General features: G+C 69.3%; 12 protein-coding genes. 3 read left to right on the top strand and 9 right to left on the bottom strand.

Annotation, left to right across the window (positions count from 1 at the left end; genetic code table 11):
* The first annotated feature begins 79 nt into the window (after window positions 1–79).
* From AR540_RS16965 to AR540_RS16955, 3 genes are all read left to right on the top strand, one after another.
* Window positions 80–1,378 (top strand): MFS transporter, encoded by a 1,299-nt coding sequence (locus tag AR540_RS16965; protein ID WP_059230390.1) that lies wholly within the window; start codon window positions 80–82, stop codon window positions 1,376–1,378.
* Window positions 1,379–1,389: 11 nt separating this feature from the next.
* A complete protein-coding gene (locus tag AR540_RS16960) occupies window positions 1,390–2,571 on the top strand; it encodes a M20 aminoacylase family protein (RefSeq protein ID WP_059230389.1) in 1,182 nt (393 codons plus the stop codon).
* Between the two features lie 305 nt (window positions 2,572–2,876).
* Complete coding sequence (locus tag AR540_RS16955; protein ID WP_059230388.1) at window positions 2,877–3,734, top strand: hypothetical protein; 858 nt, start codon at window positions 2,877–2,879, stop codon at window positions 3,732–3,734.
* A 19-nt stretch (window positions 3,735–3,753) separates the two neighbouring features.
* Here AR540_RS16955 and AR540_RS16950 read toward each other — a convergent pair whose 3' ends face one another.
* The 9 genes from AR540_RS16950 to arnB are packed head-to-tail and all read right to left on the bottom strand — an operon-like array spanning window position 3,754 to window position 14,227.
* Window positions 3,754–5,424, bottom strand: coding sequence for a glycosyltransferase family 39 protein (locus AR540_RS16950; protein WP_236712086.1), 1,671 nt, complete (start codon window positions 5,422–5,424; stop codon window positions 3,754–3,756).
* Between the two features lie 11 nt (window positions 5,425–5,435).
* Window positions 5,436–6,833 carry a UDP-glucose dehydrogenase family protein gene (locus AR540_RS16945; protein ID WP_059230386.1) on the bottom strand — a complete coding sequence of 466 codons (1,398 nt, stop codon included), beginning with the start codon at window positions 6,831–6,833 and terminating at the stop codon, window positions 5,436–5,438.
* Window positions 6,830–7,231, bottom strand: coding sequence for a 4-amino-4-deoxy-L-arabinose-phosphoundecaprenol flippase subunit ArnF (arnF, locus tag AR540_RS16940; RefSeq protein WP_059230385.1), 402 nt, complete (start codon window positions 7,229–7,231; stop codon window positions 6,830–6,832). The genes AR540_RS16945 and arnF overlap by 4 nt, the downstream gene beginning before the upstream one ends.
* The gene (locus tag AR540_RS16935) at window positions 7,228–7,569 is read right to left on the bottom strand and encodes an EamA family transporter (RefSeq protein WP_059230384.1); all 342 of its coding nucleotides are present in this window, start codon (window positions 7,567–7,569) and stop codon (window positions 7,228–7,230) included. The genes arnF and AR540_RS16935 overlap by 4 nt, the downstream gene beginning before the upstream one ends.
* The gene (arnT, locus tag AR540_RS16930; RefSeq protein ID WP_059230383.1) at window positions 7,566–9,209 is read right to left on the bottom strand and encodes a lipid IV(A) 4-amino-4-deoxy-L-arabinosyltransferase; all 1,644 of its coding nucleotides are present in this window, start codon (window positions 9,207–9,209) and stop codon (window positions 7,566–7,568) included. Before arnT ends, AR540_RS16935 begins: the two co-directional genes overlap by 4 nt.
* Window positions 9,206–10,087, bottom strand: coding sequence for a 4-deoxy-4-formamido-L-arabinose-phosphoundecaprenol deformylase (arnD, locus tag AR540_RS16925; RefSeq protein ID WP_059231538.1), 882 nt, complete (start codon window positions 10,085–10,087; stop codon window positions 9,206–9,208). The genes arnT and arnD overlap by 4 nt, the downstream gene beginning before the upstream one ends.
* Window positions 10,088–10,098: 11 nt before the next feature.
* Window positions 10,099–12,078, bottom strand: a complete 1,980-nt coding sequence (gene arnA / locus AR540_RS16920) for a bifunctional UDP-4-amino-4-deoxy-L-arabinose formyltransferase/UDP-glucuronic acid oxidase ArnA (RefSeq protein WP_059230382.1) — start codon at window positions 12,076–12,078, stop codon at window positions 10,099–10,101.
* A gap of 14 nt (window positions 12,079–12,092) precedes the next feature.
* A complete protein-coding gene (gene arnC / locus AR540_RS16915; protein ID WP_059230381.1) occupies window positions 12,093–13,082 on the bottom strand; it encodes an undecaprenyl-phosphate 4-deoxy-4-formamido-L-arabinose transferase in 990 nt (329 codons plus the stop codon).
* Complete coding sequence (gene arnB / locus AR540_RS16910) at window positions 13,079–14,227, bottom strand: UDP-4-amino-4-deoxy-L-arabinose aminotransferase (RefSeq protein WP_153014284.1); 1,149 nt, start codon at window positions 14,225–14,227, stop codon at window positions 13,079–13,081. Before arnB ends, arnC begins: the two co-directional genes overlap by 4 nt.
* Window positions 14,228–14,515 lie beyond the last annotated feature (288 nt).

Raw genomic sequence — 14,515 nt, 5'->3', positions numbered from 1 at the left:
GCGCACCGTAATGCGGCCCGGACGGAGCGGACCGGTACTTGCATAGCTAAGCATTCACCCTGTCACCGAGGAAAGCCCCATGGCCCAGGCCCTTCCGACGTCCTCCCCCCCGGCAACCGCCCGGCCCGTCGCCGGTCCCTCGCGCGCCAAGCTGATCGCCGCGGCCAGTCTCGGCAACGGACTGGAGATGTTCGACTTCACCGTCTTCAGCTTCTTCGCCGCCATCATCGGCCAGCTCTACTTTCCCTCGGATACGCCCTATGGCTCGCTGCTGATGGCGGTCGGGGTATTTGGCGTCGGCTTCGTCATGCGCCCGCTGGGCAGCATGGTGCTGGGCGCCTATGCCGATCGCCACGGGCGCAAGCAGGCCATGCTGCTAACCATTACCCTGATGGGCCTGGGCAGCGCCCTGATCGCCCTCACCCCGACCCACGCCCAGATCGGCATCGCCGCGCCGCTGATCCTGCTCTTGGGTCGCTTGCTGCAGGGTTTTTCCGCGGGCGGCGAGATCGGCGCCGCCACCACCCTGCTGCTGGAATCGGCCAGCCCCGGGCGACGCGGCTTCCATGTCAGCTGGCAGGGGATCAGCCAGGGCGGCAGTGCCCTGCTCGGCGCCGCCCTGGGCGCCCTGCTCACCCGCAGCCTGTCCGAGGCCGAGCTGCACGCCTGGGGCTGGCGCATACCCTTCCTGGTCGGCTTGCTGATCATCCCGGTCGGCCTCTATATCCGCCGCCAGGTGGACGAGACCTGGAGCGGCGCCGGCACGGTCGAGGGCGGCCCGGTGCGCGCCTTCCTGCGCGAGCATCCGCGGCGCTTCGGCCTGGGTCTCTTGATCGTGATGTCGGCGACCCTGCTGACCTACCTGATGCAGTTCTACATGCCCACCTACATGACCCGCATCGTCGGCCTGCCGGCCACCAGCGCCTATCTCGCCGGGGTAGCCTCCAGCGCGGTACAGATGGTGGCGGCCCTGGCCGCCGGGCTGCTGCTGGATCGCTTCGGCCGCTACAAGCCGGTGGCCCTGGTCAGCCTGGCGGTGGCCCTGCTGGGCATCTACCCGGCCTTCGTCTGGCTGAACGATCCCACCACCCAGGGCCTGGCCTTCGCCGCCCGCTTCGTGGTGATCACCGCCATGAGCGTCAACATGACCGCCGGGCTGCTGCTGATCCTCGCCGGCCTGCCGCGACCGGTGCGCGCCACCGGCCTGGCCATGACCTATGCCCTGGCGGTGACCCTGTTCGGCGGCACCGCCCAGTTCATCGCCACCTGGCTGATCGGCGCCACCGGCAGCCCGCTCGCCCCGGCCTGGTACCTGATCGTCATGCTGCTGATAGGATGGCTGGCACTGCTGAGCTATCCCGAACGCCACCTGGATTGAGAGAGATCGCCATGAACCTTGCCACCACTGCGGATCAAGACGCCACCGCCCGCCACATCGCCGGCTACCTGCCGGACATGGTCGCCCTGCGCCGCGACATCCACCGCCACCCCGAACTGGGTTACCAGGAGCAGCGCACCAGCGACCTGGTGGCCGCCGCCCTCGCGGGCTGGGGCTACGAGGTGCACCGCGGCCTGGGCGGCACCGGGGTGGTCGGCACCCTGCGCGCCGGCAGCGGCAGCAAGGTGCTGGGCATCCGCGCCGACATGGACGCCCTGCCGATCCTGGAGACCACCGGCCTCGATTACGCCAGCCAGCACCCCGGACGCATGCACGCCTGCGGTCACGATGGCCATACCACCACCCTGCTCACCGCCGCGCGCTGCCTGGCCGAGACCCGCGCCTTCGACGGCACCCTGCACCTGATCTTCCAACCGGCCGAGGAAGGCCTGGGCGGCGCCCTGAAGATGATGCAGGACGGCCTCTTCGAGCTGTTCCCCTGCGACCAGGTGTTCGGCCTGCACAACATGCCCGGCGTGCCCACCGGCAAGTTCTGCTTCGTCGACGGCGCCGCCATGGCCTCGTCCGACACCGCCCTCCTGCGCATCCGCGGCCAGGGTGGCCACGGCGCGGTGCCGGACAAGGCAGTCGATCCCATCGTCGCCAGCGCCGCCACGGTCATGGCGTTGCAAACGGTGGTGTCGCGCAACGTGGCGCCGCTGGACACCGCGGTGGTCACCGTCGGCAGCATTCACGGCGGCGAGGCCTCCAACGTCATCCCCGATGCGGTGGAAATGAAGCTGACCATCCGCGCCTTCCAGGACAGCACCCGCGACCTGCTGGAGCAGCGCATCGGCGCCCTGGTGCGCGCCCAGGCGGAAAGCTTCGGCGCCAGCGCCGAGCTGGACTACCAGCGCGGCTATCCGGTGCTGGTCAACCACGACGGCCCCACCGCCTTCGCCCGCCAGGTGGCCATCGACCACTTCGGTGCCGACGCCCTGCACCCCTTCGCCCCCATCCCGGCCAGCGAGGATTTCGCCTACATGCTGCAGCAGGTGCCCGGCTGCTACCTCTTCGTCGGCAACGGCCCGAGCGCCAACCTGCACAACCCGGCCTACGACTTCAACGACGCCCTGCTGCCGGTGGGTGCGCGCTACTGGGTCAAGCTGACCGAGGCCTTCCTCACCGCCTGAGAACCTGTTCACGATCTGCTGCGCGTCGGCCAAACGGCGTTGAAAATGGCCTGAGTCGCCGGCCCGGCCTAGGCGGCCCCGTCGCAATGCTCATTTACCACTGGTAAACCCGGGCGCGGGTCCGATCCGCTTCCTCAGCTATTTTCGTGGGGCCGCCTAGGCCTTGTTTGGCTCTAGCTCGCGAGATCGTGAACAGCTTCTGAGGCGCCTTCCCCGCTGGCCGTCCTCCTGGGCGCGCCGGCGACGGAATCTTCACGCCCTGTCCGCTAGGCTGAGCGGTCGTTCCATCGCTTAGCGAGGTCGCCATGCAACGTTTTTCACGCCTGGGTTGGGGCAAGGGGCTGGCGCTGGGCGTCGCCGTGGTAGCGCTCGGCTTCGCCTATCCAGCCTGGCGGCATTTCCATCCGGTCAGCGCCGCCCCGGGCTGGGCCTACCGGGAATTCGCCGTGGACATCCCCATGGTCAGCGCCCTCGCGCCGGAGGCCGATGGCAGCCTGTTCGTCACCCAGGAGTTCTCCAGTCACCGCGGCAGCCTGTTGCGATTGCTGCCTAGCGGCGAGCGCCAGCCGGTGCTGGGCGAACTGTCCAAGCCGGATGGCCTGGTCATGTTCCAGGGCGGTCTGGTGGTCAGCCAGGAAGGCGGGACGCTGCCGGTGTTCTGGCTGCGCGACGGTCGGGCCGAGCCGCTGTTCCAGGGCAACGACGTCGAGGGCGTGGCCACCGATGGCCAGTTGCTCTATGCCATCGAGGACCGCCCCAGCGGCCGGCTGCTGAGCTATGACCCCACGCAGCGGCGACTGGAGGTGCTGCGTGACGGCCTGGTGGAAGGCGAAGGCGTGGCGCGTTGCCCCGATGGCCGGCTGTTCTATACCGAGAAGGCCAAGGGCTGGGTCAAGCAATGGCAGCCCCAGGGCGCCGACACCCTGGTCGCCGAGGGCCTCGACGCTCCCGGCTTCGTGCAGTGCTCGGCCGACGGCCTGTGGATCACCGAGGACGCCACCCACGGCGCCCGCGTCCTGCTGGTGCAGCCCGACGGCCAGTTGGTCACGGTGCTCTCTCACCTGCGCTCGGCCCAGACCCTGATCGCCCGTGGCGACGGCCATTACCTGGTCGCCGAACAGGGGCGCAGTCGGATCCTGGAACTGCGCAGAGCTGACCGCTAGCGCGGCCAGCTCCTGGTCGTCATGGCAATCGATACACCAGGCAGGGATTGCCGTTGAGACGACGCTCCAGCACGGGCTGCTGATTCACCAGCGGGGTGCCGGCCAGCAGGTCCCGATCCTCGCGGGCGAGGATGACCCAGGCGCCGGACGGCAGATGGGCCAGGTCGGCGACCTGGGACCGCGCGATGAAGATCGGCTGTTCGTCGTGGTCCAGGTTCATCATGTAGCGGATCGCCCAGCTGTCCTGGCCGAGGCCGAAGAACACCAGGGGGCCCGGCTGCGCCTGGCGCAGGCCTTCCACCTGCTGGACGAAGCCGCGGCTGTCGTACTGCAGGTCCTGCGCCGGCTCCACCACCGTCACCAGCATCAGCCACTGGGCGGCCAGCGCCAGGGCGCTCAGGGCAAGCAGTCGGCGGGTACCGTTCAGGCGCCGCCAGGTGACCAGGGCGGCAATCTGCAGGGTGACGAAGACCGGCACCAGCAGCGCCAGGGAGACGTCCGGCCAGTAGCCGTGGCGTTGCCAGAGATGCCGGCAGACCAGCATGGCCACCAGGGCCAGCGTCGGCAGCGCCAGCACCAGCGCCGTATAGGCCGGCACGCCCCGGCGGAACCAGCCCTCGGCGCGCAACAGCCCCTGGGCGGCGATGGCGGCCAGGAAGGGCACCATGGGCACCACGTAGTAGGCGCGCTTGAAGTGCGGGATGGACAGGCCGACCAGGATCAGCAGACCGCTACCGGCCAGGGCCAGCAGCAGCCGCCGCTGGGCGGTGTGCGGCCAGGCGAGCAAGCTGCGCCGCTGGGCGAGGAGCACCAGCAGCGCCAGGGGCAGCACCGGCAGATAGCGATACAGCCCCAGTTGCAGGTAGAACCAGAACGGCTTGCCGCTCTCGTCCAGTCGGCCGCTGACCTGCATGTGCCAGACCTCGGCAGCGAAGCTCGCACCGCCCTCGAAATGGGCCAGCTGGATCAACGTCCACCAGCAGAGGCCGAGCAGCGTCAGGCCCGCCAGGCCGTAACCGACCAGTCGCTGCAGGGCGAAGGTACGCCGCGCCGGCTCACCCCAGGCCACCACCAGCCAGTAGAGGCAGACCACGCCGCAGGGTTCGATCAGCCCCAGCGGACCACGGATGGCGAAGCCCAGGGCGAACAGCGGCAGCACCAGCAGCCGGCGCAGCGAACGATCGTCGCGGTCGGCGCTATAGAGCAGATAGAAGCAGCTCAGCACCACCAGGGCGACCAGCTGATCCAGGCAGACGGCGCGGGCCTTTTCCAGCCACTGCGGGGTCAGGGCCACCAGCAGCACCGTGAGCAGGGCCCAGGTGCGGCGAGTGTCGGCCAAGAGGCGATAGGTCAGTGCCAGCACCGCGGCCGAGGCCAGGGCGGTGGGCAGCACGTTGGCCAGGTGGTTGGGCGCGCCGATCACCCGCGCTGCCAGCCAGCTCAGCCAGGTGGCGGTGGCCGGATAGTCCGGGTAGGGCTGGCCATAGGTGGTGGGGAAAAAGGCCGGTCCGTGGCGAAACATTTCATTGAGGAACATTGCCCAGCGGCCGTCGAAGCCCTGGGGCGCCTGGTTCCAGATGCCGAGGGTGAACATCAGGGTGGCGACCACCCCGAGCAACAGGCTTTCCCAGCGCAGGCGGTTGGCCGCCGGTAGCGCGGTGAACGGCGCGCTACGCGGGGTCAAGGGCATGGGCGAGACCATCAGGCGGCGTCCACGCGGCGGGCGACCTGGGGACCGCCCAGGGTGGCGCCGCGGCCGATGGCGAAATACTCGATGCCCCGCCGCTCCATCCGCTCGGGTTCGAACAGGTTACGGCCGTCGAAGATCACCGGCTGGTTGAGCTGGCGCGCGATGAGGTCGAAATCCGGCGCCTTGAACTGCTGCCACTCGGTGCAGATGACCAGGGCATCGGCGCCGGCCAGGGCGGCCTCGGGGGTACCCATCAACGCCAGGCGCTCGTCGTGGCCATAGAGGCGCTGGGCCTCGGCCATGGCCACCGGATCGAAGGCGCGCACCTTGGCGCCGGCTTCCCAGAGGGCTTCCATCAGCACCCGGCTGGGCGCATCGCGCATGTCGTCGGTGTTGGGCTTGAAGGCCAGGCCCCAGAGGGCGAAGGTGCGGCCCTTGAGGTCACCGTCGAAGTAGGTATTGATGCGCTCGAACAGCTTGGTCTTCTGGCGCACGTTGATGGCTTCCACGGCGCGCAGCAGGTCCAGGTCCAGGTCGTTTTCCTCGCCGGTGCGGATCAGCGCCTGCAGGTCCTTGGGGAAGCAGGAACCGCCGTAGCCGCAACCGGGATAGATGAAGTGGTGACCGATGCGCGGATCGGCACCGATGGCCTGGCGCACCGCCTCGATGTCGGCCCCGACGCGCTCGGCCAGTTCGGCGATCTGGTTGATGAAGCTGATCTTCACCGCCAGCAGGCTGTTGGCGGCGTACTTGGCCAGCTCGGCGCTGCGCAGGTCCATGCACTGGATACGGTCGTGGTTGCGGTTGAAGGGTGCATAGAGTTCGCGCATCAGGTCGCGGGCCACCGGCGAGTCGGTGCCCACCACGATGCGGTCGGGCTTCTTGCAATCGGCGATGGCGGCGCCTTCCTTGAGGAATTCCGGGTTGGAGACCACTTCCACGTGCAGGGTACGACCCTCTTCGGCCAACACCTCGTGGATCAGCGCGCGGACGCGGTCGCCGGTGCCCACCGGTACGGTGGACTTGTTCACCACCAAGAGCGGATCGCGGGACACCGGCTGGCCGATCAGCGGCTCGCGTCTCAGCCGGGCGATGGTCTCGGCCACGGCGAAGACGGCGGACAGATCGGCCGAGCCGTCGGCGGCCGGCGGGGTACCGACGGCGATGAATTGCACGGCGCCATGGGCCACGGCCTCGGCGGCGTCATGGGTGAACACCAGGCGGCCGGCGGCCAGGTTGCTGCGCACCAGGTCTTCGAGACCGGGTTCGTAGAGGGTTACCTCGCCGCGCTTGAGCTTGTCGATCTTGGCGCGATCGATGTCCATGCACACCACCTGGTGGCCGACTTCCGCCAGCACGGCGGCTTGCACCAGGCCCACGTAGCCGATGCCGAAAACGCTGATGTTCATAGGGTATTCCTCAAGGTGGGAGCGGCGCCGGACCGGGGTCCGCCGACGAGGGCGACGCCGGCCACGACCAGCGCGACGCCCAGGGTTTTCCAGGGAGTGAAGGATTCGGCGGCGCCTGGCAGCCAGGCCGCGCCGAGGTGGACGAAGACGTAGGAGAGGCCGAGCGCCGCATAGGCGCGGCCCAGCGGCAGGCGCGCCAGGGCGGCCAGCCAGGCCAGCAGCGACAGGCCGTAGCAGGCGACGCCCAGGGCCAGTAGCAGTCCGGCCGTGCCGAACAGTGCTGCGGGCTCGCTGGCCCAGGTGGCCATGGCCGGCAGCCGCACCAGGGCCGCGCGCAAGGACAGCTGGGCCAGGGTGGTCAGGAGGATACTCAGGCCCAGGGGCAGCAGACCGTTCATGCCTGGCCTCCCAGCAGGGCGGCGCCGGCGACGATGCACAGGCAGCCGCACCAGGCACGGGCGTCCACCGTCTCGCCGAACACCAGGCGGGCCAGCAGGGTCACCGCCAGGGTGTTGAGCGACAGCAAGGGATAGGCGACGCCCACCGGCACCCGCTGCAGCACTGCGCACCAGACCAGCAGGGCCAGGCCCAGGCAGACCAGGGCGCCCCATAGCCAGGGCGATCTCAGTCGCGCGGCCAGGGCGTTGCCGGCGGCCACCGCGCGCTTCTGGCCGAGTTGGCCGGCGCTGGTGAGTCCGATCACCACGGCGATCAGCAGGCCGTCGAGGGCAGTCATGGCGCCGGCCTCGGATAGACCAGCAGCACCAGGCGCTCGCTGGCGATGCTCTCGCCGGGTTCGGGCAGGCTGTCGAGCAGTTGGCGATCGCTGGGGCCATCGACTCGCAGCAGGATGGCCACCGGGCCCTGGTCGCGGTGGGCGGCGAGCCAGGCGGCCAGGTCACGCTCCTCGATCAGCCGGCCGCTGTCGGGCTCGCGAGCGAAGCCGTACTTGAGTTCGCCCGGACCGCCGACCAGCACCACGTCGTCGCGGTGGGTGGCCCAGGCCAGGCTGGCGGCCACGCCGAGGTCGTTGCTGACCAGCAGGCCGGCTTTCTTGAAGTGGCTGAGCTGGGCCTCGATGAAGGTGCTCGGCAGCTTGTTGTCGACCACGCTGTCGGGCAGCGCGATGGACAACAGCGGCAGCAGCACCCAGAACGCCAGGGCCGGCGCCAGCAGGGAGCGTCTTGGCCAGAACAGCGCGGCCAGACCGGCCAGCAGCAGCGCCAGGGACGCCAGCAGGGCCAGGGCATGGGTCAGGCCTTCGCCGGCCTCATAGAGCCGACTGCCATAGATCAGCAGCGCGACCAGGCCAGCCAGGCCGAGCAGCAGGTTGCACAGGCCGTTCAGGCGCAGGGCGCCGGTGGCCCCGCGGCGCTGGGCCTCGAGCAGGGTGCGCGCCAGCAGCGGCACCAGGGCGGCCAGGGTCGGCAGGAGATAGGTGGGCAGCTTGCCGCGGCTGAGGCTGAAGAACAGCAGTTGGCCGACCACGGCGATTCCCAGGAAGGCCGTGCCGGCGTGGCGACGTTCCTGCCAGGTGCGCCCCAGGGTGCGCGGCAACAGGCCGGCCCAGGGCAGGATGGCCAGCAGCAGGATCGGGCCGTAGAACCAGAAGGGCCGCTCGTGCTGGGCGTCCTCGCCGGCGAAGCGCTGGATGTGCTCGTGCCAGAAGAAGAAATTCCAGAAGTCCGGATCGCGATGGGCCACCAGCAGCGCCCAGGGCGCCACTACCAGGGCCGCGACGATGACCGCCACGGGGCCGCGGCAGATCAGCTCCAGGAAGCGGCGTTGCCAGAGGAAGAAGGGCACGGCCACCAGCACGGGCAGCACCAGGGCGAGAAACCCCTTGGTCAGCAGGCCGCAGCCGCAAGCCAGGCCGAGCAGTGCCCAGTTGCCCAGGGCGACGCTGCGGGTGGTGGCGGCTTGGGCCTGCCACAGGGCGAGCAGCGCCAGGGCCATCCAGAAGGCGAACTGGGCGTCCAGGGTCACGTAGGTAGCCAGGCCCGCCACGGCCATGCAGGAGAGATAGAGCACCCCGGCGAACAGCGCCAGCAGGCGGTCCTGCCAGATCAGCCGGGTCAGGCGGACGACCAGGGCAGCGGTGGCAAGGCTGGCCAGCAGCGGTACCAGGCGCACGCTCAGCAGGGAATCGCCGAGCCAGGCCTGGGCGATGGCCTGGGTCCAGTAGCCGCCGATGGGCTTCTCGAAATACGGCAGGCCGAGGAAGTGCGGCACCACCCAGTCGCCGCTGCGCCAGAGCTCCTGGGCGATCTGCGCATAGCGTGATTCGTCCGGAATCCACAGGCCGCGCCAGCCGAGTGGTAGCACATAGGCCAGCAGCGCCAGCGGCAGTAGGGCGAGCAGGCGCCGACGACTCATGCCTGCACCCCCAGCCAGCCCTGGCGTCCGGCCAGGCTGCCGCGGATCAGGTTGCCCGCCGGCAACTGGCGCGGGTCGGCCGGCAGGCGATCGCCCAGGGTGAGGAAGAGCACGCCCTGCTCCCGCGCGGCCTTGAGCAGGGCGCGGAAATCCTCGACGAAGGCGATGCCTTCCACCTCGGCGTGCAGGGTGTAGACGTTGAGCGCATTGGGGCGGAACAGCTTGAGCAGATAGTCGTTCCAGTCACCGGCAGCCAGCTCGGGGCCGACCACCTCGTCGAAGGTCGGCATGTCCACCGGCACCTGCGGCGTGCCATGGCCGCCGTTGCCCAGGCGCGGGCGGAACAGGGCGCTACCGCGGCAATCGCTGTGATACTTGAGGCCGAAGGCCTCCTTGGCCAGCACCACCCGTGGATCGGCGCGCCAGCCGGCGGCGGCGGAGCAGTCGACCTTGGCACCGAGGATGTCTTCCAGGGCGTGCAGGCCACGACCGAATTCCTCGCCCAGGCGCTCCAGGCTCCAGCTGCCGGTATGGGCCTGCCAGGCATGGTGGTCCCAGGCGTGCAGCCCGACCTCGTGCCCCCGGGCGCGGGTCTCGCGCATCAGGTGGCCGAGGTCGCGGCCGATGGGCCGGCCCGGCCAGGCGGTGCCGGCCAGGAGGATGTCCCAGCCATAGAGGCTGGCGGCCTTGGACCTGAGCATCTTCCACAGGAAGGTGGGCTTCACCAGGCGCCACAGGTGGCGCCCCATGTTGTCCGGTCCGACGCTGAAGAAGAAGGTGGCCTTGACCCCGGCTTCGTCCAGCAGGTCGAGCAGCCGCGGTACCCCTTCGCGGGTGCCGCGATAGGTGTCCACGTCGATGCGCAGGCTGGCCGGGATCACGGGGTTCATCACGCCTCCCGCTGGGCCAGGGCTTCGCGCAGGAAGAAGTCCAGCGTCTTGCCGACGGTGGCGGCCATGGCGGTGGTCGGCTGCCAGTCGATCAGGCGGCGGGCGTTCTCCACGCTGGGCTTGCGGTGGGCCACGTCCTGGTAGCCGTCGCCGTAGAAGCTCTTGCTCTCCACCTCGCGGAAGCCGGCGAAGGGCGGGAACTCATGGCGCAGCGGATGGGCCTCGAACTGGGCCAGGAGCTCCTCGGCCAGCTCGCGGATGCTCGCTTCGTTGTCCGGGTTGCCGATGTTGACGATCTGGCCGTCGCAGCGCCCGCCCCTGTTCTCGATGATGCGGAACAGCGCCTCGATGCCGTCGTCGACGTCGGTGAAGCAACGCTTCTGGGCGCCGCCGTCGACCAGCTTGATCGGGGTGCCTTCCACCAGGTTGAGGATCAGCTGGGTGATGGCACGGGAGCTGCCGATGCGCGCGGAATCCAGGCGATCCAGGCGCGGACCCATCCAGTTGAACGGACGGAACAGGGTGAACTTCAGGCCCTTGCTGCCGTAGGCCCAGATGACCCGGTCGAGCAGCTGCTTGGAGACCGAGTAGATCCAGCGCTGCTTGTTGATCGGGCCGACCACCAGGTTGGAGCGGTCTTCGTCGAAACGCTCGTCCTGGCACATGCCGTACACCTCGGAGGTGGACGGGAAGATCACGCGCTTGCCGTACTTCACGCAGTGGCGAACGATCTTGAGGTTTTCCTCGAAGTCCAGTTCGAACACGCGCAGCGGATTGCGGGTGTACTCGATGGGGGTGGCGATGGCCACCAGCGGCAGCACCACGTCGCACTTCTTGATGTGGTACTCCAGCCACTCGGTATGGATGGAGATGTCGCCTTCCACATAGTGGAAATTCGGATTGGCCTTGAGCCGCTCGATGGCGTCGGAGCCGATGTCCAGGCCATAGACCTCGTACTCGCCGTCGGCCAGCAGGCGCTCGGAAAGGTGGTTGCCGATGAAGCCGTTGACGCCGAGGATCAGCACCCGGGTGCGGCGCTTGGCGCGGCGGTCCTGGCGATGCAGGCGAGCCCCGGCCACCAGGCCGGCTTCGCGGGCCAGTTGCGGACCGGACAGGTAGAGACCGGCATCGCCCAGCTGGCCGGCCTGGACTTCGAGGACGCCTTCGCCGCAGGCGATACGCAGCGGCTCCAGGCTCAGCACGGTGCCGGGGGCCTGGTCATGGCGTTCCTGGCGCGCCTGGGCGCTCCAGACGATCAGCTTGCGCTCACCGATCCAGCCGAAGGCACCCGGATAGGGTTGGGTCACGGCGCGGACCAGGTTGGCAAGCGTGGTGGCCGGACGGCTCCACTGCAGCTCGCCATCGGCGGCGCTGCGGCGGCCATAGGTGCTGGCCTGGCTTTCGTCCTGCTCGCGTTCCTGCAGGGTGCCGGCAGCCAGCGCCGGCAAGGCGTCACGCAGGAGTTCCTGGCTGGCTTCACGGAGCTTGCCGTGCAGGGTCAGGGCGGTGTCTTCCGGGGCGATGGCGACCCGCTGCTGGGCGACGATGGCGCCGGCATCGGCACGCTTGACCATGCGGTGCAGGGTCACGCCGGTCTCGGTCTCGCCATTGACCAGCACCCAGTTGGCCGGGGCGCGACCACGGTAGCGCGGCAGCAGCGAACCGTGCAGGTTGTAGGCACCGCGCGTGGCGCAGGCCAGCACCTCTTCGGACAGCAGATGGCGATAGTAGAAGGAGAAGATGAAGTCCGGCTCCAGGGCGCGGATGCGCTCGACCCAGATCGGGTGGTTGACGTCTTCCGGGGCGTGCACCGGGATGCCGTGGCGGGCGCAGAGCTGGGCCACCGAGCCGAAGAAGCGGTTTTCGCCCGGATCGTCCGGATGGGTGAAGACGGCGGCGATGGGATAGCCGGCCTGGATCAGCGCGGCGAGGCCGGCGCAGCCGATGTCGTGGTAGGCGAAGACGATAGCGGTTTTCATCAGGGGCATTCCTGTCACTGGACCTGGCGCAGCGGCGCCGGCGAAGGGGAAAGGGTGGCGGCGCGGATCACCTGTTCCACGTGGAACCGGGGCCGGGCACGGACGTCGTGGTACACCCGGCCGAGGTACTCGCCGAGCAGACCGAGGCCGACGAACTGGGCGCCGGTGAAGATGAACAGCACCGCGAACAGCGAGAACACACCATCGGCGGCCCACTCGGCGCCGTGGGTGACGCGCAGCACCAGCAGCAGGGCGGCGAAAAGGAAACCGAACAGCGCCAGGCCCCCGCCGAACAGGCTGAGCAGGCGCAGCGGGGTGGTGGTCATGCAGGTCAGCAGGTCGAACATCAGGTTGATCAGCTTGAGGAAGCCGTACTTGGAATCCCCGTGTTCGCGCTCGGCGTGGGCCACCTCGATCTCGGTGGTGTGGCGGGCGAAGCTGTTGGCCAGGATCGGGATGAAGGTGCTGCGCTCGTGGCAGGCGAGCATCGACTGCACCACCTGGCGACGATAGGCACGCAGCATGCAGCCGTAGTCGCGCATGGCGACGCCGGTGGAGCGCTGCACGGCGCGATTGATCAGCCGCGACGGCAGAGTGCGCAGGTAGGAATCCTGGCGCTGCTGGCGCACGGTGCCGACCACGTCGTAGCCCTGGGCGGCGGTGTGCACCAGGCGGGGGATCTCTTCCGGCGGATTCTGCAGGTCGGCGTCCAGGGTGATGATCAGATCGCCGCGGGCCTGCTCGAAGCCGGCGAGGATGGCCGAGTGCTGGCCATAGTTGCGATTGAGCAGCACGGCGACCACGGGGCTGTCCGGCTCGCTGGCGGCCTGCTGCAGCAGCTCGGCGCTGCGGTCGCGGCTGCCGTCGTCGACCAGGATGATCTCCACCTGGCACTCCAGCAGGCGGCAGGCGGCGCGGGTGCGGCGCAGCAGCTCCGGCAGGCTGGCTTCTTCGTTGTAGACGGGGATCACCACGGATACCCGGTCGATGGCATAGGGCTTCATGCGCCTTTCTCCAGCAGGTCTTCGATGGCGCCGACCACGCGGTCGACGTCGGCGAGGGTCATGTCGGGGAACAGCGGGATGGAGCACAGCCGCGCCGAATTCCATTCGCTGTTGGGGAGTGCCAGCTCGGGCCAGCGCTCGCGGTACCAGGGGTGCAGGTGGGTGGCGGTGAAATGGATGCCGGTGCCGATGCCGCGCGCCTTGAGGCCGGCCATGAAGGCTTCGCGCTCCATCCCGCACCGCTCGGGGCAGATGCGCAGGATGTAGAGATGCCAGGCGTGGGTCTGGGCGTAGTCCGGCAGCGCCAGCGGGGCGACCGGCAGGTCTGCCAGGCGCTGGGTGTAGGCCTGGGCCAGCAGCCGGCGCCGGCTGTTGATGTCGCCCAGGCGATCCAGCTGCACCAGCGCCAGGGCGGCGTGGATGTCCGAGAGGTTGTACTTGAAGCCAGGTTCCTGCACCTGGGCCTGGGGCTTGCGACCCAGGGCGTGACGGTCGAAGGCATCCACCGCCAGGCCGTGGAATTTCAGCCGGCGCACGCGCTCGGCCAGGGTGGCGTCGTCGGTCACCAGCATGCCGCCTTCGGCGCAGGTCAGGTTCTTGATGGCGTGGAAGCTGAAGATGGCGGTGCCGCGCATCCCGATGGGCTCGCCCTGGTAGCGGGTGCCGGCGGCGTGGGCGGCGTCTTCAATCAGCGCCACGCCATGCTCGCGGGCCAGGGCGCGCAGCGGGGCCAGGTCACAGCTGGCGCCGGCGTAGTGCACCGGCACGATGGCCTTGGTGCGCGGGGTGATGGCGGCGGCCACCTGCTCGGCGGAGACCATCAGGGTGTCGCGGTCGACGTCGACGAACACCGGGGTGGCGCCGATCAGGGTGATCATGTTGGCGGTGGAGACCCAGGTCAGCGAGGGGGTGATCACCTCGTCGCCGGGGCCGATGTCCAGCGCCAGCAGGGTCACGTGCATGGCCGCGGTGGCCGAGCACAGGGCCACCGCATGGGCCGCGCCCACCGAGGCGGCGAAGCGCTCTTCCAGCAGGTTGGCCTGGGGCCCGGTGGTGATCCAGCCCGAGGTGAGCACCTGGCTCACCGCGGCTACCTCCTCCGCGCCGATGCTGGGGCGGGAGAACGGCAGGAAAGGCTCGTCCAGTACACGGGGAGCGGAGCTCTGGGACAGATCGGTCATGGCGGCTCATCCGAAGCGAGGGGCGCCGGTACAGACGGCCGACGCGATGAGTCCAGGCTAAGGCGCCGCGCCTTACGGCCCCCTTAGCGCAACCTGACAACAGCCTGACAGCCGGTCAGGTTCCTGCCCGACCCCGTGAACTCCTTGGCAAAACAAGGACTTAGCCCGCGACGAACGGGGTGCCGGTGGTCGGTGAGAAGCCTAGAATGCTCCCCCTGCCGCCCTTGGCAGCCCCGAACCTGACACGAGAGA

It is taken from the genome of Pseudomonas sp. EpS/L25 (assembly GCF_001512295.1).
Taxonomy (GTDB): Bacteria; Pseudomonadota; Gammaproteobacteria; order Pseudomonadales; family Pseudomonadaceae; genus Chryseomonas.
The sequence above is the reverse complement of the archived record's forward strand: the minus strand, read 5'-3'. Positions and strand labels throughout refer to the sequence as shown.